The 19678-nt window shown below is 33.0% G+C and carries 16 protein-coding genes and 1 riboswitch; of the genes, 15 read left to right on the top strand and 1 reads right to left on the bottom strand.

All coding sequences use genetic code 11. The annotated features are described in order from the left end of the window. From efp to ABMA45_RS01840, 15 genes are all read left to right on the top strand, one after another. Positions 1–424: elongation factor P (efp, locus tag ABMA45_RS01910; protein WP_348029895.1), on the top strand; the 424-nt coding region annotated here is incomplete at its 5' end. Between the two features lie 217 nt (positions 425–641). After that, positions 642–1586 carry a D-2-hydroxyacid dehydrogenase gene (locus ABMA45_RS01905; RefSeq protein WP_022088192.1) on the top strand — a complete coding sequence of 315 codons (945 nt, stop codon included), beginning with the start codon at positions 642–644 and terminating at the stop codon, positions 1584–1586. A gap of 74 nt (positions 1587–1660) precedes the next feature. Then, on the top strand, positions 1661–2524 hold the full coding sequence (locus ABMA45_RS01900; RefSeq protein WP_022088191.1) for a hypothetical protein: 864 nt from the start codon (positions 1661–1663) through the stop codon (positions 2522–2524). Between the two features lie 374 nt (positions 2525–2898). Next, positions 2899–3528, top strand: coding sequence for a single-stranded DNA-binding protein (locus tag ABMA45_RS01895; protein WP_022088190.1), 630 nt, complete (start codon positions 2899–2901; stop codon positions 3526–3528). A gap of 292 nt (positions 3529–3820) precedes the next feature. Continuing rightward, positions 3821–5470 (top strand): glycosyl hydrolase, encoded by a 1650-nt coding sequence (locus tag ABMA45_RS01890; RefSeq protein WP_022088189.1) that lies wholly within the window; start codon positions 3821–3823, stop codon positions 5468–5470. Positions 5471–5689: 219 nt separating this feature from the next. Then, positions 5690–6832 carry a fibronectin type III domain-containing protein gene (locus ABMA45_RS01885; RefSeq protein WP_022088188.1) on the top strand — a complete coding sequence of 381 codons (1143 nt, stop codon included), beginning with the start codon at positions 5690–5692 and terminating at the stop codon, positions 6830–6832. Between the two features lie 102 nt (positions 6833–6934). After that, the gene (locus tag ABMA45_RS01880) at positions 6935–8164 is read left to right on the top strand and encodes an InlB B-repeat-containing protein (RefSeq protein ID WP_022088187.1); all 1230 of its coding nucleotides are present in this window, start codon (positions 6935–6937) and stop codon (positions 8162–8164) included. A 158-nt stretch (positions 8165–8322) separates the two neighbouring features. Further along, positions 8323–9918 (top strand): glycosyl hydrolase, encoded by a 1596-nt coding sequence (locus ABMA45_RS01875; protein ID WP_022088186.1) that lies wholly within the window; start codon positions 8323–8325, stop codon positions 9916–9918. 89 nt (positions 9919–10007) lie between these two features. Continuing rightward, positions 10008–11543, top strand: coding sequence for a glycosyl hydrolase (locus tag ABMA45_RS01870; RefSeq protein WP_348029894.1), 1536 nt, complete (start codon positions 10008–10010; stop codon positions 11541–11543). Between the two features lie 98 nt (positions 11544–11641). Then, a complete protein-coding gene (locus ABMA45_RS01865; protein WP_022088184.1) occupies positions 11642–12952 on the top strand; it encodes a glycosyl hydrolase in 1311 nt (436 codons plus the stop codon). Between the two features lie 115 nt (positions 12953–13067). Then, a riboswitch (Lysine riboswitch) is annotated at positions 13068–13245 on the top strand. Between the two features lie 180 nt (positions 13246–13425). Next, positions 13426–14310: a 4-hydroxy-tetrahydrodipicolinate synthase gene (gene dapA, locus ABMA45_RS01860; protein ID WP_022088183.1), complete on the top strand. Its 885-nt coding sequence runs from the start codon at positions 13426–13428 to the stop codon at positions 14308–14310. A 21-nt stretch (positions 14311–14331) separates the two neighbouring features. After that, positions 14332–15087, top strand: a complete 756-nt coding sequence (gene dapB, locus ABMA45_RS01855) for a 4-hydroxy-tetrahydrodipicolinate reductase (RefSeq protein WP_022088182.1) — start codon at positions 14332–14334, stop codon at positions 15085–15087. A 123-nt stretch (positions 15088–15210) separates the two neighbouring features. Continuing rightward, the gene (locus ABMA45_RS01850; protein WP_022088181.1) at positions 15211–15561 is read left to right on the top strand and encodes a hypothetical protein; all 351 of its coding nucleotides are present in this window, start codon (positions 15211–15213) and stop codon (positions 15559–15561) included. Positions 15562–15626: 65 nt separating this feature from the next. Then, positions 15627–16400 carry an N-acetylmuramoyl-L-alanine amidase gene (locus ABMA45_RS01845; protein WP_022088180.1) on the top strand — a complete coding sequence of 258 codons (774 nt, stop codon included), beginning with the start codon at positions 15627–15629 and terminating at the stop codon, positions 16398–16400. A 417-nt stretch (positions 16401–16817) separates the two neighbouring features. Beyond that, entirely contained in the window at positions 16818–18893 is a 2076-nt protein-coding gene (locus ABMA45_RS01840; protein WP_022088179.1) for an NAD(+) synthase, read from the top strand. A gap of 236 nt (positions 18894–19129) precedes the next feature. Here the strand turns inward: ABMA45_RS01840 and ABMA45_RS01835 are convergent, their stop codons facing one another. Further along, a complete protein-coding gene (locus ABMA45_RS01835) occupies positions 19130–19558 on the bottom strand; it encodes a hypothetical protein (protein ID WP_022088178.1) in 429 nt (142 codons plus the stop codon). Between the last annotated feature and the right edge of the window lie 120 nt (positions 19559–19678).

Here is a 19678-nt window from a genome sequence, read left to right as displayed (position 1 = left end):
GAGTGGCGGTGTAGTTGAAAAGACTTTCAGACCAACTGAAAAATGTCCTAAGGCTCACATCGATAGAAAATCAATGCAGTACTTATATGCAGATGGTGGATTGTATAACTTCATGGATACAGAAACATTTGAACAGATTGCATTATCAGAAGAAACAATCGGTGATGCACTTAAGTTCGTTAAAGAAAACGAAATGGTTACAATCTGCTCGCACAATGGTGATGTATTTGCAATTGAACCACCTCTTTTCGTAGAATTAGAGATTACAGAATCTGAACCTGGTGTTAAAGGAAACACAGCCACAGGTGCTACAAAACCTGCAGTAGTTGAAACAGGAGCAACAGTATATGTTCCATTATTCGTTAACCAGGGTGAAAAGATTAAGATTGATACAAGAACAGGTGAATACCTTTCAAGAGTATAATCTGATTTTAAGATTAATAAATAAAAAGAAGTTCCTGTTTGGGAACTTCTTTTTTATGTTGTACGCCTTGCGACGCACGTTTCTAATGGGTGAAAGTCCCTAACATGAAAGGAATGTAAAAAAATAACGAACAAAGCTGATTTTATACAAATGTTTTGACAAATGACCACTGACTAATGGAAGTGTTAATAATATAATAGTAGGAGATATTGGGCTGATGAGAGTAGTAATTTTAGATGCAAAAACTTTGACGAATGACGACATAGATTTTTCAGTATTTGATGAATTTGGTGAAGTGACAATTTATGATTATACAAAGTATGATGAGATTGCAGAAAGAGTAAAGGATTCAGAAATTATTTTGTGTAATAAATGTATCATGAATAAAGAAACGTTAAAAAATGCCGGAAATGTTAAATATATAGGATTATTTGCTACGGGCTATAATAACGTAGATATTGAATATACAAATGAAAGGAATATAACGGTATGTAATGCAGGAAGTTATTCTACAAATGCTGTAGCACAACATGTATTTGCTCTTATTCTTGAACATTACAATAAAGTTGGAGAGTATAACAAATTTGTTAAAGACGGAGGGTGGATACACAGCGAAAAATTTTCGCCATTTAAACCAATGAAAGAAATGGATGGAAGAACATTAGGAATTGTAGGATATGGTTCAATAGGAAAGAAAGTTGCAAAAATTGCACAGGCATTTGATATGAAGGTCTTAGCGTATAACAGAAGTCCTAAGAAAGATGAAAGCGTCCGATTTGTAGAAATGGATGAACTGCTTGAAAAATCAGATATAGTTTCTATTCATTGCCCATTAAATAGCGATTCAGAAAAGATGTGTAATAAAGAGTTTTTTGAAAAAATGAAAGATGGAGCACTGTTTATAAATACATCACGAGGCGGAGTAGTTGATGAACAGGCATTAATTGATGCTGTTAAATCTAAGAAAATATCAGGAGCAGGTCTTGATGTAGTAGCAGTAGAGCCGATGGAAAAGCATGAAGAGATTCTTGATATAGATAATATAATTATTACACCTCACTCAGCATGGGCACCTGTTGAAACCAGGACAAGACTTGTTGAAATTGTAAAAAATAATATTAAAAAATGGGTTGCAGGAGACCCTGTAAATGTTATAAAATGAGATTGAAGGGTGTTAGATATAAGTTATAGTTCTAAAAGAAGATACAAATACTTATATTTAAGGAGGATTAACCAATGAGAAAGGTTATCAGGAAAATTTCAGCTGCTATAGTTGCAACAACTATAACAGTAGCTATGTGTGCAACATGTTTTGCAGGTACAACATTTGAAGGCTACTTTGGACAGAGAGAAAATTGGTACGAAGGAGCTGACGGTAGTTTGTCAGGCGCAACAGCAAGTTCTTTCTCAGCTGATATGGATGCGATTGGCTGGGGCGGTGTGTGGGGAGCACAGGCACACAGAGACATCACAGTGAAGAAGGGACAGAAGTATACTCTTAGTTTTAAAGCAACAACTACAACGGCTGAAAAATGGGTATTCTTTAAAGTTACAGATTCACAGGACACAGTAGTTTATGCAGACTGGTTACACTTACAGCCGGGCGTAACAGAAAACTACAAGGCAACATTTAAAGCATCTGCTAATGCAACATTCATTTATTATGGAATGGGTGGAGAATTTGGTGACAGAACAGAAGAACAGGGTGATATTTATGCACTCTCAGAAGTACTTCCTAATGATGCTGATTCAAGTTTTAGTACATCAGTAAAGGTTACAAACTTCAAATGTGTTAAGTCTAAAGCGAAACTTAAAGTGACAAAGGACAAAAAGAAGAATGGTATAGCTCTTTACAATTACTTAAAGAAAAATGGAAAAATCTTTAAACAGGTTGGAGATTTTGTATGTACAATTCAGACATCAGGAAACAAGATTCAGATAAAAGCAATTCAGAATCAGGAAGTAGTTGCTGATGTTAAGTTAGCAAAGAATAAACCACAGGCAACAGTAAAGAAATTAAGAAGCAGCATAGCTTCAAGTGCAATTAACAGCGTTTTAAAGAAAGAAACAAAAATGACATTAAAGAACCTTGGTTATTAATATTGTGCCGACATTTGTGAATGATGTTTGCAAATGTCGGTATTTTTTTGTAATAGAGGAATGTCATGCTTACAAAAGATGAAGTTCACGGCAAAGTTGAGACTTTGGGGTAAAAATTTAGGGGTAAAAAAATAGATATAATAGAAAATTGTGTGTAAATGAATAAAGAAAATATCGATTTTATAGTAAATAATAGTAATTATTTCGAAGCGAAACCCTAGTATTCGACGATAAATGAGCACAAATTTGAGACAAAAATTATATAAGTCGAAAAAGGTCGAACACATTTTTACATAAAAGTGGAAAAAGGAAATATAATTATAGAGATAAAAGAAATAAGAAACCAAAGGTTGGTACAGAAGGGGGAAGCACACATGATCGACAAGATTATTGAGAACAACCGCGTTAGCATTGTAGGTGAGATTGTATCTGAATTCAGATACAGCCATGAAGTTTTTGGAGAAGGATTCTACATGGTAGATGTATCTGTAGACAGACTTAGTGAATTAACGGATATTATTCCGTTGATGGTATCTGAGAGACTTGTTGATGTAACACAGGATTACACAGGAAGACTTGTAGAAGTATCAGGACAGTTTCGATCCTACAACAGACATGAGGGGACAAGAAACAAATTGGTGCTTTCTATTTTCGTAAGAGAATGGGAAGAAGTAGAAGAGAATCTTGATGCAGGCAGAACAAATCAGATTTTCCTTGATGGATTTATTTGCAAACCACCAATTTACAGAAAAACACCGCTTGGAAGAGAAATCGCAGATTTACTTATTGCAGTTAACAGACCGTATGGTAAATCAGATTACATACCTTGCATTGCCTGGGGCAGAAATGCAAGATATGCATCAGCTTTTGAAGTGGGTGGACACATTCAGATATGGGGAAGAGTGCAAAGCAGAGAGTACATTAAGAAGATTAATGAAGATGAAAGCGAAAAGCACACAGCATATGAAGTGTCTGTCAGCAAATTAGAATATGTAGACGAGTAAAATCGTTAAAAAAAGCAGAAAAACATCCCAAAACAGACTGAAAAGTTTGTTTTGGGATGTTTTTTCTTGCAAAGGTGCCACAAACAAATAAACAAATTAGTGATATTATTTATTTATACAACAAATTATAAATCATATTATTCTAAAAAAATAAAATAACATCTAAAAAAAAGATTGATTATAAGCAAAATTGTAAAAAATGCATAAAAGTTGTTGACTTTATAAGAGAATAATCGGACAATAGAGTGGAAGAAATACCATCAGAGATGGTATGCATATAAAGGAGGAAAACATGAGAAATTTTAAGAGGGGAGTTGCATTTGCTATGGCTGCAGTTATGACAGTGTCAATGACTGTAGTGATAAGTGCGGATGCAAACGAAGAAAGTAGCACTATATCAAGTTGGAAAGAAGAAGCAGTTATTACACCAACTGAAGGCAAACTCGTAGGAGCAGGATACATTAATGTTAAAGTTAATACATCTGTAACAGATGCAGAAAGTTATAATATTGTATTTGATGGAAAAAAAGCAGTCGAATTAGAAGCTAATGGTGAGAATGAACAGATGGCAGAAGTTTATACAACATCTATAGCAAAGCATACATTAAAGGTTGAGGCTGTTTTAGCTTCGGGTGAAACAGTAGAGTCTAATGAAAGAAACTTTTTTGTATCTAAAAAAGGAATTGCATTAGGTGAAGATATGAGTAAAACAGTCGAACTTAAAAAAATGAACCTATCTTGGTATTACAATTGGCAGGCAACACCTTATAATAATTCAATTGATGATGGAGTTGATTTTGTACCAATGATTTGGGGAAGAAATCAGGATGATCCGGATGGAACAAAAGATGAAAATTTATTTAAATACATTGCAGAGCAGTGCGCTTTAGTTCCAAAGGATGCTAATTACATACTTGGATACAATGAACCGGAATTATCAGCTCAGGCAAATATATCAGTTGTACAGGCTCAGAAGGGCTGGGAGGAAATACAGAAACTTGGAAAGAGAACTGTATCTCCGGCTATTAGTAATCCTAACGGAACATACAGTGGATGGCTTACACCATTCTTGAAAGGCGGAACAGTTGATTATAATGGAGTTCAGATAGAGATTGAAGGAGTTAGTTGCGATTGTGTAGCAATTCATACATATATTAGTCAGAGAAGTGTTAGCATGGTGACGGATGCTGTAAAGAAAGTACATGAATTATATGGAAAGCCTGTTTGGATTACCGAAATGGGAATTTTTGGAAGCAAGGCATATGGAGACAAATTCGATTATAGTTATCAGAAACCTGGTGAAAATGAAAAAACAGGTGCATTTATTAAAGAAGTATGTGCACAGTTAGATGAGATGGATTTTGTAGAAAGATATGCATGGTTCCCATACAATATTAATTCAGCAAATGATATTGATTCAAATGATGCAAGTGGATCAACTGCATTATTTGATTATGACTCAGGTAAATTAACAGATAATGGATTCTTATATGCATCATTAGGTAATCCGGAAGGTTATGAAACATATAAGTTAACTGATGCTGATAAGTATGTATATGAGGAACCAACAACACAGCAGCCAACAACAACTGCTACACCTAAGGTAGAAGAAACAACAACTCAGGTTGCACCAACAACTACAGTACCACAAGAAACAACAAAGGCAACTACAATTGGTAAAGTTAAGATTAAGAGTGCAAAAGCAACAAAGAAAAAATCTGCTAAAGTAACATGGAAGAAAGTTTCAGGTGTTAAGCAATATCAGGTTCAGTATTCTTTGAATAAGAAATTTAAAAAATCAAAGATAAAGAAAACCGGTAAATTAACTATTGTATTAAGCAAATTGGCAGGTGGTAAGAAATATTATGTAAGAGTAAGAGCTGTCAGTGGAACTAAAAAAGGAGCGTGGTCAAAGACTAAAACATTTAAAACATCTAAATAAAGAACAATAAAAATGTTACAATTTTTACATCAGAAATTAAACTGATTGATTGTTTATATGTGAAAATTAGACAGTATTTCAAATTGAAAATCGTTTTATTTGTGAAAATATGATATTTTGGATTGTAAAATAAAAACGTTTATGATAAGATGTTCATAGATTGAAAATAAACGTTTTCAAAAAGAAAAAAAACAATTTTATTTGAGGAGGAAATTGAAGATGAGAAAGGTTTTCAACAAAGTTATGGCAGGTGCTATGACAACAGCTTTAGTTGCCACACTTGCAGTAGGATTCAAGGTAAACACAACAGACGTTAAGGCTGATACAGCTAACGCACTTACAGGTAGTTGGACAAGTTCAGCAGAAAGTTATGAACCAAATGATGCTGTTATTACACAGACAACATTTAAGTCAACAGCAGTAGATAATGTTTCTGCCAATATTTCTATTACAGGATGGCAGGCTAATTGGACAGCAGAAAGCGCTGCTCCGGAAGATGCAATTGTATTAAATGATAAAATCTGGGGTGAAAAACCATATCAGATTACATCAGAAATTAATGCTAAAGTTGTTCCTGGAAATACATATAAATTAAAATTTACAGTTAATAACGGAATGATGGAAGCAGATACAACTACAAAGACAGAAAAGAATATTACAATTACTGTAAATAGTGGTATTGAAGGTGATAATGATAACACAATGTTATTTAAGACAATAACTGTTCCAGCAGGAGCAACAGAAACATACGAATTTGACGTTCCTGTAAGTCCTGATTACTTAAGTAATGATATTAAGGTTCAGTTAGCATATGGTTCATATTATTATTCATATGAATTAACACAGGCAGTTAAGGCTGGAAAAGTTACAGAAGAAGCAGCTAAGGCTTGCAAGTATGCATACGCATATGGAACATCAGAAAATGTAAATGCACATGGAACATTAGCATTCACAGACATTTCTTTAATGGGTGAAAAGTATACACAGAGCGTTATTCCTGAAAGACAGACAACAAAGGCTCCAACAGGTAATACAAATACAGGAGCTCCTAAAACAGGAACTCCTGCAACAGTAACTCCTACAACAGCAGCTCCTGCAGTAGTAGCAAGCAAACCTGCAAAGGTTAAGGGTGTTAAGGTTGTTAACAATGCTAAGAAGTCAGTTAAGGTTACTTGGAAGAAAGTAAAAGGTGCTAAGTCATATCAGGTTAAGGTTGGAAACAAGAAATACAACGCTAAAAAGACAAATGCAAAAATCAAAAAACTTGCAGTAGGTAAGACATACAAAGTTCAGGTTCGTGCTAAGAATGCTGCAGGATTTGGTAAGTGGAGCAAAGCTGTAAAAGTAACAATTAAAAAATAATAAAACAGAACAGCAAATATAATTTTCAAAAGTAAGTATGCGGCAATTATCAAAATATTGCCGCATATTAAACATAAGGACTGTAATTAGGAGGACAAATAAGTGAGATTATTTAAGAAAACTATGGCGGTTGCTTTAGCATCTGTTATGACTATAGGAATGGCAGGCGTTGCATCAGCAGCTCAAGTTCCGGCAGGAACAAATGTTTTGGCAGGATTAACACAGTGGACATCATTTTCAGTATGTACTAGGGAAGATGGTGGAGAATGGGAAGAAGCTTTAAAAGCCATCCCTCAGACAAAAGGTGTTGATTATGCAACTGAAGGATACATAACAGCAGGTTCAACAGTTTCTAATTTTGATTTCTTTGTTATTAATTCTGGATGGGATGGAGAATACAATAAGTTAACAAATGAATTAGTAAATGATAACCCATGGGGTATGACAGCCACACTTGAAAATGTACCTGTTGAAGCTGGACGTAATTACACAATTTCTTTTGATATTTCCAGCACATTAAAGGTAAATAAAAAAGATGCTTTAGGAAATGTAATTGCTCCAATTACAACAAAACATATATTATTTAAAGCATATAAGCCTGGTAATGGTGATGAAGCTTTAGAGTTAACTTCAACATCTAATATTACATCAGATGGATATATTACATTAGATTCTTCAAAGAAAGAAAGTATGAAGGTTTCAGCGGTAATCAATGTACCAAAGGATTATAAAAAAGGAAACATTGGATTAAAATTCGCTTTAGGTGCATTCTTAAAGACATATGCTGATGAAATTGGTATGGCAGGATATATTCATGTAAACAATTTTGTAGTTACAGCTAATAAACAGTACACTGTTAATTTTGTAAGCCAGAATAAGACAATGTCTACAAAATATGTAAATGAAGGCGAAAAGGTTGATACATTTGCAGCTAAGAGAAAAGGATACACATTAGTAGGTTATACAGCTAATGGAGCTTCATATAATTTTAATTCTGTTGTTCCAAGTGACTTGACACTTGTTGCACAGTGGAAGAAAACAGCTGCACCAGCTAAAGTTAAAGTTGCTTCTGTAAAGAGCACAAGTGCTAAGAAAGCAGTTGTATCACTTAAGAAAGCAAAGAACGTTAAAGGATATGCTGTTCAGTATTCAACAAATTCAAAGTTTAAGGGTGCTAAACAGAAAATATCTAAAAAGACAAAAATTACACTTAAGAAACTTAAATCTGGATCAATTGTATACGTAAGAGCTAAAGCTTATACAACAGATTCAGCAGATAACAAAGTATTTAGTAAAAAATGGTCAGCTAAGAAGTTAGTTGTAGTTAAATAAGTTTAATATTAGAATTAATCTTAAGCAGGTGAAAGGGTGTAGAGATTTTATATGAATATCATATAAGTCTTTGCGCCCTTTTTTTAAACAAAAATCTTAGATGCTATAATTTGAGTTTAAATGTAGAAACATTTTATTTAGTTAGAGAGGATAAGAATATGAGAAAAGCAAAGAGAATATTAGCATTTGCATTATCATTAGTTGTTGCATTTTCAGGAATTAATTATGTTGCAAGCACAAGCAATGAAGCAGCAGCTGCTACAGTTTCAACAACAGAATGGACAAATAATGGATTAATCAGTCCTGCTAATGGCTCATTAATTGGGGCAGGATACATTGATGTAAAATGGAATAATAATTTAGAAGGAGTTTCATCATATGCAGTTTATGTTGATAATGCTTTAATAGGAACAGTGTCTCCAACATCAGCAGAAACTTTATCATGCGAATTTTACACAGTTGATGTATCTGCACATACAGCATACGTTTCAGCTACATTAACAAACGGAACAGTAGTTAATACAAATACAAGTACTTTTTATGTTACAAAGAAAGGAATTTGTATAAATGAAGATATGGGAGTAGGTATAGATGCTTCTTCATTAAATGTTGGTTGGTATTATAATTGGGGCTTTACAGCATATAATGAAAAAAATTTTAAAAACAGATCATTTGATAATATGGACTATGTACCTATGATATGGGGACAGGGAACAGTTAAAGAAGCAGCTTTTGAAAACGCAAAAAAGAATGGATACAAATATATTTTAGGATATAATGAACCAGATTTAACAAATCAGTCTAATATGTCAATTGAAAAAGTAATTAACAGATGGCAGGATTTTTGTAATTCAGGACTTAAAGTTGGCTCACCTGCAACAGCTACAGCACCGTGCTGGTCTGATAAATGGTTTAAACCTTTTATGGAAAAGATATCAGCAAATAGTTCGTTAGATGTTGATTTTATTGCGGTACATTGTTATTGGGGAACTGATTTAGATTCAACTAAAGGTGCATTACAGTTTTTACAAGCAATTGACCAGACATATGCATTATATCATAAGCCAATTTGGATTACTGAATTTGCAGTAGGTGAACAGCATATGAACTTAAGCATGGCTGATCCAACATGCGCAGCAAATACAAGAAACTTTTTAAAGATTGTATTAGAAGGATTAAATGCAAGAAGTTATGTAGAAAGATATGCATGGTTTTCATTCGACCCTGAAGACAATAGCAAATTTACAGACAGTGCTTCAGGTTTGTGGTACAGAAATACCGGAGTGTTAACAGAATTAGGAAAGTTATACGCAGAAATTGGAAATCCTGCAGGATATCCGGCAAAAACTTATGGAGTATATACTCCAAGTGGAGTTGATACATCAGCAGTTGCGTGTGCAGCATCAGTTAAACCTGTTATATATACTGCATTAGCAAATAACAAAAAGAAAACTATTAAATTAAATCTTAAGAGCGTAAATAATGCAGCAGGATATGAAATCAAATATTCAACATATAAGAATATGAAGAAAGCTAAAACAAAGAGTACAACAAAACTTACATATGTACTTAAAAAATTAAAAGCCGGAAAAAAGTATTATGTTCAGTCAAGAGCTTACTTTATTATGGATGGCTCAAAGTTGTATACAGGTTGGAGCAGCAAGAAAGTAGCAAAAATAAAGAAAGTTAAAAGAGTAAAAAAGACAAAAAAAGCAAAAAAAGCAAAATCAGCTAAAAATAGTAAGAAAAAATAATTGCATAAGTGATTGTTAGACAAAAGAAAAAGGAAATAGGGGTGAGTATCTTACCTATTTATTTTGAAAAGGTAACAGGAGATTATTATATGAGAAAGTTAAGAAAAGTAATTGCAATGGCTTTGATGTCAGCGGTGGTTATTGCCGGAACACCTGCTTTTAACAATGATGTTAAAGCAGTTACAATAAATAGTGATGCAGGTGCAATAACACAGTGGCAGACAAATGCAATAACAAGTCCGGTAGCAGGCAAATTAGTACCTGCAGGCTATGTTGATATAAAGTGGACAAGTGCAAATGATTTAGGAGAAGTAAAAGGTTATAAGGTGTATGTAGATGATGCACTTGTAAATACTGCAACGGCAACTACCACACAGTTTGAATTTTATACGACGACAGTAAGCAGTCATAAGACTTATATTGTTGCAGAATTTACAGATGGTTCTAGTGTAACATCATCAACTTTTTATTTTTACGTAACTAAAAAAGGATTATGTGTAAATGATAAAATGGGAAAAATGTTAATACCGGATGATATGAATATCGGTTGGTATTACAACTGGGGAGTAAATCCATTTACATATAGTTGTTATACAGATATCGACTATGTTCCTATGATTTGGGGAACGAGCTCAGAAAAGTATATATCATCAATAGTGGCTAAAGGATACAAGTATTTACTTGCATATAATGAACCGGATATGGGAGCAAATGCAGGTGGAAGTAATATAAATGTAAATACTGCTATCAAAAATTGGAGTAATTTTTTAGGAAATAATTATTATTTAGGTTCGCCGGCACCTGCATATAGTCCTTCTTGGGGTAATGGAACATGGTTTAGAACATTTATGAATGGAATTGACCAAAGTACAATAGATTTTATTCCTTTACATTGTTATTACAAGACCTATGGAGGAGTTGAAGCTGCAAATGATTTTCTTACAGATGTAGTAGATAAAACATATCAAATGTATCATAAACCAATATGGATTACGGAATTTGCTCCTAGTGGTTGGGGATATAGTGATACAAATGGAAGAAAGAAATGTAAAGAATTTTTAGAGGCTGTATTAAAAGGATTAGATGAGAGAAGTTATGTAGAAAGATATTCATGGTTCTCATTCGATACAACAGATGGAACAAATGGTGCAGCAGCGTTATGGACAAATAAAACAGGTGTATTAACTGATTTAGGAAATGCATACGTTGCAAATGGAAATCCTGAAGGATATAGTTATGGAAATTGTACAGCAGTAGATAATACTACGATGAATGTTGTGTATGCTACATCACAAGCTGCTAATGACAACAATAAATCAGATAAAAATAATGAGAAAGTAGTAAAGCCGGGTAAGGCAGGTATTATATCTGTAAAAAGTTTAAAGAAAAAGACAGCAAAAATAAGAATAAAGAAAGTTGCAAAAGCAAAAGGATATCAGATAAAATATTCTGACAGTAAGAAGTTTATAGGATATTTAGAAAAGAGTACATCCAAAACAACTGTAACAATAAAAAAATTAGATAGAAAAACAAAGTTTTACTTTAAGGTAAGAGCATATACAAAAGTTGGAACTAAAAAAGTATATGGCGCATGGAGCAAGACAAAATCAGTAAAAGTTAAATAATACAGATTTAATAATAAGGCCATAAATACAATTATAAATTTTAATCTGTATTTATGGCTTAAAAATTGAAGGGATTAAGGTTTATTAAGGGAAAATCAATGAAAAATATTAAAAAATTAATTGCTGCAATTATTATGTGCTGTTTTGGAGCGGCAATAGGAATTGTGGGTATATTGGTAAATGATAATAGTAAAAAAGAAGATACACTGATTAAATGGAAAGAAAATGCACTTGTTAATCCAACCCCGGGAAAGATGATAGGTGCAGGAAATATAGATATTACGATTGCAAATTTAGAAGATATATACGAAAACAGTGGAAAATATGGCAAAGTAAACGAATATAATATTTTTATAGATGGAGAAAAGCAATTTACCATAAAGCCAGATGAATTTGCAAAAGAGGAAAAAGAAGATGAGGGTTTTGTTTCAGGAATGAAGCTGGAAGATATGACAAAAAAAGAAGAATCCATATCAGATATAGCATCTGTGGCTACAGTAGAATTTCACGGAGTAAAGACGAATTCCTATGAATTATACATAGAAGCTGATTATGATAATGGAAGTAAAATATATTCAGATGTATTTACATTTTATATTTCAAAAAAAGGTTTATGTGTAAATAAGGATATGTCAAGAGAACTTGCGGCAGATAAGATGAATGCATCATGGTATTATAATTGGGATATTACACCATTTAGTTATTATTCATTTGAAAATATGGAGTATATACCAATGATGTGGACTTATAGTTCAACTGAGACAAAAATGATAGAACGACTTGAAAAAACGGGATATAAATATTTGTTAACATATAATGAGCCTGATTTTACGGAACAGTCAAATTTAACAGTTGATGAAGTTGTAGATGCATGGCCTGATTTTATGAATAAAGGCATACAGATAAGTTCACCGGCAACAGCATTATGCCCTCCGTGGTCAAAAGACTGGTTTCAGCCGTTCATGGAGAAGATTGATGCAGATGATAATCTTAGTATAGATTTTATTGCGTTACATCATTATTGGAACTGGTATAGTGATGAAGGTGTTCAGGCATTTTTAGATTTGATTGACCAGACATATGAAATGTATCATAAGCCGATTTGGATTACGGAGTTTGCAATATCAGGAGATCCGGGAAAAAATCAGGAGCAGTTAGATGCTGTTATTGGATATATGAAAGGTGTAATACCGGGATTAGAAGAAAGAGATTATGTAGAAAGATATGCATGGTTTTCATTTGGAAGCAGGGATGCGAGAAATGGAGCATCAGCATTGTATGACATTTCTACAGGTGAATTTACTGAGCTTGGTGAATTGTATTCAAGTGTAGGTATACCTGATGGATATCAGGATGATTCCGTAGATGTAATAAAAGAAAATGATATTAAAGATATTTTGATAAAATGATAGACAATATAGCAATATGACCATATTATATAAGGAGGGGAAATATAATTTACCGCTATTCGTAAAGGGGTGAATTAGGTTGACTTATAGAATGTGGAGTGCTATTATTATTTTAAATGATAGTAGAGGTTGCGCTACTTATTAGTAAACTGTATGATGTCCCGGAGACAGGCGATTACAGAGGAAAGGATGTGGCGCCGAAAGGATTCATTCCGGAGATGAATTTTTGGGTATATGGTTAAGAGCCATATAACTGTCATTAGGAAGTACCCTGATGGAGAGCTACTTATAAGCATCGAAGCGATACTTTTAGGGAGCACACCACGTGGTCCCTTTTATTACGCATGTAATTGAAAGATAACGATTTTAAGTGATATTTGTATGAAGAATATAAAACTTTTTCAGTTACAAAGATTAGATATAAGATAAGTGGTGTAAATAATGGGATTAAGATTATGAAGGAGGACATTAAAATGTCAATTTTTACAGGTGCAGGTGTAGCAATTATCACACCTATGAATGAAGATGGTTCAATTAATTATGATGAATTAGGAAGAATTATTGAAGATCAGATTGCCGGAGGCACAGATGCAATTATTATTTGTGGAACAACAGGTGAATCTTCAACAATGAATGATGAAGAACATATTAAATGTATTAAATATGCAGTAGATAAGACAGCTAAGCGTATTCCTGTAATTGCAGGAACAGGTTCTAACTGTACAAGAGAAGCAGTCAACCTTGCTAAACAGGCACAGGAAGTTGGCGCGGACGGATTATTATGTGTTACACCATATTATAATAAAGCTACTCAGGGTGGATTATATCAGTATTATAAGGATATTTCAGACGCAGTAAATATTCCTATTATTATGTATAATGTACCATCAAGAACAGGAACAAACATCCTTCCTGAAACAGCAGTTAAGATTGCAAAAGAAGTAAAGAATGTAGTTGCAATTAAAGAAGCATCAGGAAATATTTCACAGGTAGCTAAGTTAGCATCACTTGCAGATGGATGTCTTGATATCTATTCAGGAAATGACGACCAGGTTCTTCCATTGTTATCATTAGGCGGAAAGGGCGTTATTTCAGTTTGGTCAAATGTAGCACCTGCTAAAGTTCATGATATGGTAGCATCATATATGGATGGAGATATTGAAAAGGCACAGAAGATTCAGTTAGAAGCAATTGAATTAATTGATGCATTATTCTGTGAAGTTAATCCAATTCCTGTAAAGGCAGCAATGAATATGTTAGGATATAAGGCTGGTTCACTTAGAGCTCCTTTAACAGAAATGACAGATGCTAACAAAGAAAGATTAAGAAAAGCAATGGAGAATTACGGACTTTTATAAAACTTTCATACGGAGGTAAAGATGACAAACATAATTATGAATGGCTGTAACGGTAGAATGGGAAGAATGATTACTGATATAGCTAATAAAGATACAGACGTACAGATTGTCGCAGGAATTGATGCTTATGACAAAGTGACAAATGATTATCCTGTTTTCACAAATATTTTTGACTGTAATGTTGATGCAGATGTAATTATTGATTTTTCAACAGCTAGTGCAGTAGATGATTTATTAAAGTATGCAGTAGAAAAGAAAATTCCGGTTGTTTTATGTACAACAGGTCTTACATCAGAACAGTTAGATAATGTTCAGAAGGCAAGTGAAAAAGTTGCTATTTTAAAATCAGCAAATATGTCTTTAGGAATTAACACATTAATGAAGATTTTAAAAGTTGCAACAGAAGTGTTAGCCAACAGAGGATATGATATTGAAATTGTAGAAAAGCATCATAATCAGAAATTAGACGCTCCAAGTGGAACAGCTTTAGCTCTTGCAGATTGTATTAATCAGGTTTTAAATAACGAATATGATTATACATATGACAGAAGCAGCAGAAGAGAAAAGAGACCTGAAAAGGAAATTGGAATTTCAGCTGTAAGAGGCGGAACAATTGTAGGTGAGCATGAAGTTATATATGCAGGTATTGATGAAGTAATTGAAATTAAGCATACAGCTTACTCAAGAGCAGTATTTGCAAAAGGTGCTGTTGATGCAGCTAAATATCTTGCTTCTAAAGAAACAGGAATGTACAATATGGCTGATGTATTAAATTAAAATAAAAAATAGAAATAATTTTTATTGATTTCAATTTAAATTATTTCTATTTTTTTATATATTTTTATAATTTTTGTAAAAGTGTTCATAATAAATGATGTAAAAACTTTTATGGAGGTTATTATGAACAATATTAAAAAATACTTAGTGGCATTTGTAATGATGCTTTCAATGGTTGGATTTGTAGGCTGTGGAAATAAAGATGCAGCAAACGATGAAATGAATGAATCAATGAATGAAACTGTAGAAACAACAAATGAAATGACAACAGAGACTACAACAAATAGAACAGACAGAAACGAAACAACAAGAAAAGCAGGAAACGTAAATAGTTCAACTGATACAAATGGTGACGGAGTTGCAGATGATGTAGTGGATGATGTTATCGATGGTGTTGAAGATGCAGGGGATGACATCATAAACGGTGCAAGAGATAATCAGAACAATAACGAAACAAATGTAAACAAAAAATAAAATATAGGTATTTTTGGTAAGCCATAAGCATACTATATGATAACGAATTTGTTATTAAGGTGTTTATGGCTTATAAAATTATGTTGGACCCGGGACATGGTGGAACAGACCCAGGGGCCGTTTATGAAGGCAGACAGGAGAAAGATGATGCGTTACGACTTGCTACAGCGGTAGGGGAGATTTTAAGAAATAATGGATATGATGTGGAATTTACAAGAACATCAGATGTCTATGATACCCCATTTGAAAAAGCAACTAAGGCAAATAATGCAGGAGCAGATTTATTTGTATCATTTCATAGAAATTCTGCGCCTACAGAAAATCAGTATAGTGGAGTGCAGACTTTAGTATATGATGACAGTGGCTTAAAAGCACAACTTACAAGAAATATTAATGCAAATCTTACAAAGATAGGATTTGAAGATAAAGGAGTCGTTGAAAGACCTAATTTAGTAGTTTTAAAAAGAACAAAGATGCCGGCAGTATTAATAGAAGCGGGCTTCATTAATTCAGATATTGATAATAAATTATTTGATGAAAAATTCTATGAAATAGCAAATGCAATAGCAAGTGCAATAATGGAAACTCTTGAAAATTATGATACGCAGGATGCTGACGGAAACACATATACAGTACAGGTTGGTGCATTTAGAAACAGACAGTTAGCAAATAATATGGCGTATAAATTAAGACAACAGGGGTATCCGGCAGATGTCATATTTGAGAACGGATTGTATAAGGTACAGGTTGGAGTGTTTGATGATATTGATAATGCTGCGATGATGGAAATGAATTTAAGAAATGTAGGATATAACACATTTATTCCAAGAAGATATTAATATATATATGTTGGGGTCGAAAGTTTTCGACTTTTTGCCTGACGGATTCGATGCTCGGTTAATATATAGAGTTATTATGAATAATTTTAAGACTTCTATATTTAATTTTTCATTTAAATAATAACTTATGGAAACGCTCTGATATCAAAAAATAAATCTGATATTAGGCGTTTCTTGTTCTGTTATTTATGAAAAAATCATGAATATAACATAAAAAGCATTACGTTGAATGTATATTAAAAAATAGGTATATAATTAAAATTGGACATTCATTAAATGTATACCATAAAAAGCAATATAAAAAGAGACAATTTACGTGAAATGTTGACAATAAATTTGACAATGGGGTATCATTAGAGGTAAGCGTGTATTAAAATATTAATTCACGAATATCTAACATAGGAGATATGGATTGACATGAATAATGGATTTATAAAGGTTGCGTGCGCAACTCCTAAAATTAAAGTAGGAGATTGTGAATATAACGCTAAAGAGATATGTAAATTAATTGATGAAGTTTATGATAATGGAGCACAGTTTGTTGTATTCCCTGAATTATGTATTACGGGATATACATGCAGCGATTTGTTCTGGCAGCAGCACATGCTAAAAAATGCAAAGAAAAAGTTGGTGGCAATAGCAAAACATTGTGAAGATAAAGAAATTGTAGCTATAGTCGGACTCCCATTGGTATATAATGGCAAGTTATACAATGTTGCGGCAGTTGTTTATGATGGAGAGATACTTGGAATTGTACCTAAGTCATATATACCTAATTATTCCGAGTTTTATGAAGCAAGACATTTTGCATCAGGAAAAGGTGTTGAAGGATATGTTTCATTTGAAGTTACTAAGGATGAATGGAGCTTAGAAGAAAACTGCAAAGAAGGTTTTGATTATAAAATATATATGACAGAGAATGGCAAAGTTGATTTTAAACATAATCAGGATGACTTTGATGAAGACGACTGGGAAGATGATGAAGAAGATGATGAAGATTGGGATGACGATTATGATGATGAAATCCCATTTGGAACAAATATACTTTTTGACTGTGTAAATATAGAAAACTTTAAATTTGCAATCGAGATATGTGAAGATTTATGGGTGCCAAATCCACCTAGCACAAATTATGCTATGGCAGGAGCAACAGTTATAGCTAATCTTTCAGCAAGTGATGAAGTAACAGGAAAAGATAATTATCGTAAAAATCTTGTGGCAGGACAGTCAGCAAGAACAATATCAGCTTATTTGTATGCTGATGCAGGAGAGGGAGAATCTTCTACTGATTTAGTATTTGCGGCACATAATATGATAGCTGAAAATGGAACAATCTTAGCAGAGGCAAAAAGATTTACAAATGAAACAGTATATGCTGAGATAGATTTGGAAAAATTGGCTGCAGAAAGACAAAGAATGAATACATTTACAGCAGTTAGTGACGACGATTATGAAATATGCGAAATTGATTTAGAATTAGAAGAATTTGAACTTTCAAGAGAAATTGATAACACACCATTTGTACCAAAGGATGAAGAAAAGAGAAATAAGAGATGTGAAGAAATTCTTACAATTCAGACAATGGGACTTAAGAAACGTTTAGAACATACTAATTGTAAAAATGCAGTTATAGGAATATCAGGTGGACTTGATTCCACATTGGCACTTCTTGTTACTGTAAGGGCATTTGATGCACTTAATATTGACAGAAGCAACATAATTGCAGTTACAATGCCGGGATTTGGTACAACTGACAGAACATATAATAATGCAGTTACACTTGTAAAAGAACTTGGATGTGAACTAAAAGAAGTAAATATTGCTGATGCAGTAACACTTCATTTAAAACAGTTAGGACATAGTATAGATAATCACGACATTACTTATGAAAATGCACAGGCAAGACAAAGAACTTATTTGCTTATGGATTTTGCAAATGAATATAATGGAATGGTTATTGGAACAGGAGATATGTCGGAACTTGCATTAGGATGGGCTACTTATAATGGAGACCATATGTCTATGTATGGTGTAAATGCGGGAGTTCCGAAAACGTTGGTAAGACATTTAGTTCATTATTTTGCAGACACATGTGGAGTAAAGAAATTAGCAGACATTTTATTTGATGTGCTAGATACACCTGTAAGTCCTGAATTACTGCCACCTACTAAGAATGGAAAAATAGCACAGAAAACAGAGGATGTAGTTGGACCATATGAATTGCATGACTTTTTCTTATATTATATTTTAAGATTTGGATTTGAACCTAAGAAGGTATTATATTTAGCTGAACACGCATTTGATGGAAAATATGATAAAGAAACTATTTTGAAATGGTTAAAGACATTTTACAGAAGATTCTTTTCGCAGCAGTTTAAACGTTCATGCCTTCCTGATGGACCAAAGGTAGGAAGCGTTGCGGTTTCACCTAGAGGAGATTTGAGAATGCCAAGTGATGCAGTAGTACGTGAGTGGTTAGAAGAATTAGAGTAATTATAGCAAATAATATGTATGCGAAATTATTTATACATGAATAATTTCCATAAAATAAAATTTGTATATTAATAATAAAAATAGGATGAAACATAATTGTCTCATCCTATTTTTTATAATTTATTATGCTGATATTTTTATAAGTAAGAGTGATATCAGCTTTGCAAAAGTGCAGTTGCAAATTAACTATATAGTTAGAGAAAATTAAAGGCTGCCATCAAAATATTTCATAGAAATTATTTGGCCGAATTAATTGTATCGCATATTGCATTATATAATACAGAATATGTATATTGGCTTTCAGGATTGTAAGATACGTTTTCTAATGACTGAGTTGATACAATCTGATTAGCAATATCCTCAAAAGCAGGTTTCACTAAAGGATACATTGTAGCTACGGAATCATCAATATTTTCAATTGTAATGGAATTTATGTGGTTATCATCTAAAACTACCTGAATTTCCATAGGATTTCCGTTTAACGTGATATAAGAGGAATAAACACCGGCCTTATAAGTGCAATCACTTGCAGGAGCCGAAGTAGTGGTGTCTTTTCTAAACATTAAAACTAAGGTTATTATTAAGGCGATTCCAAGGACAATTAATATAAATGTATATATAAGTTCTTTAAGATGAAAAACCATAAATTTAGGACTTTTACTCATGATGTGTGACCTCCGAAAACTGTATAGTTTTTTATAATTAAATCTATGAGCAAAAACATAAAAGTATGATGAAAAAACAGCAAAAATTATATATAATAATTTAAGGATGCCAGGGTCAAA

It is taken from the genome of Eubacterium sp. CAG:156 (assembly GCF_000434315.1).
GTDB lineage: Bacteria > Bacillota > Clostridia > Lachnospirales > Lachnospiraceae > Eubacterium_U > Eubacterium_U album.
This window is presented reverse-complemented; position numbering and strand designations above follow the sequence as displayed.

What these genes read in the sequence shown, in the direction of transcription:
- ABMA45_RS01885 (WP_022088188.1), top strand. Translation starts at nt 5,690, where the DNA reads ATGAGAAAGGTTTTCAACAAAGTTATGGCAGGTGCTATGACAACAGCT.
- ABMA45_RS01840 (WP_022088179.1), top strand. Translation starts at nt 16,818, where the DNA reads ATGAATAATGGATTTATAAAGGTTGCGTGCGCAACTCCTAAAATTAAA.
- ABMA45_RS01905 (WP_022088192.1), top strand. Translation starts at nt 642, where the DNA reads ATGAGAGTAGTAATTTTAGATGCAAAAACTTTGACGAATGACGACATA.
- dapB (WP_022088182.1), top strand. Translation starts at nt 14,332, where the DNA reads ATGACAAACATAATTATGAATGGCTGTAACGGTAGAATGGGAAGAATG.
- ABMA45_RS01895 (WP_022088190.1), top strand. Translation starts at nt 2,899, where the DNA reads ATGATCGACAAGATTATTGAGAACAACCGCGTTAGCATTGTAGGTGAG.
- ABMA45_RS01870 (WP_348029894.1), top strand. Translation starts at nt 10,008, where the DNA reads ATGAGAAAGTTAAGAAAAGTAATTGCAATGGCTTTGATGTCAGCGGTG.
- ABMA45_RS01875 (WP_022088186.1), top strand. Translation starts at nt 8,323, where the DNA reads ATGAGAAAAGCAAAGAGAATATTAGCATTTGCATTATCATTAGTTGTT.
- ABMA45_RS01835 (WP_022088178.1), bottom strand. Translation starts at nt 19,558, where the DNA reads ATGAGTAAAAGTCCTAAATTTATGGTTTTTCATCTTAAAGAACTTATA.
- dapA (WP_022088183.1), top strand. Translation starts at nt 13,426, where the DNA reads ATGTCAATTTTTACAGGTGCAGGTGTAGCAATTATCACACCTATGAAT.
- ABMA45_RS01900 (WP_022088191.1), top strand. Translation starts at nt 1,661, where the DNA reads ATGAGAAAGGTTATCAGGAAAATTTCAGCTGCTATAGTTGCAACAACT.
- ABMA45_RS01890 (WP_022088189.1), top strand. Translation starts at nt 3,821, where the DNA reads ATGAGAAATTTTAAGAGGGGAGTTGCATTTGCTATGGCTGCAGTTATG.
- ABMA45_RS01865 (WP_022088184.1), top strand. Translation starts at nt 11,642, where the DNA reads ATGAAAAATATTAAAAAATTAATTGCTGCAATTATTATGTGCTGTTTT.
- ABMA45_RS01845 (WP_022088180.1), top strand. Translation starts at nt 15,627, where the DNA reads ATGGCTTATAAAATTATGTTGGACCCGGGACATGGTGGAACAGACCCA.
- ABMA45_RS01850 (WP_022088181.1), top strand. Translation starts at nt 15,211, where the DNA reads ATGAACAATATTAAAAAATACTTAGTGGCATTTGTAATGATGCTTTCA.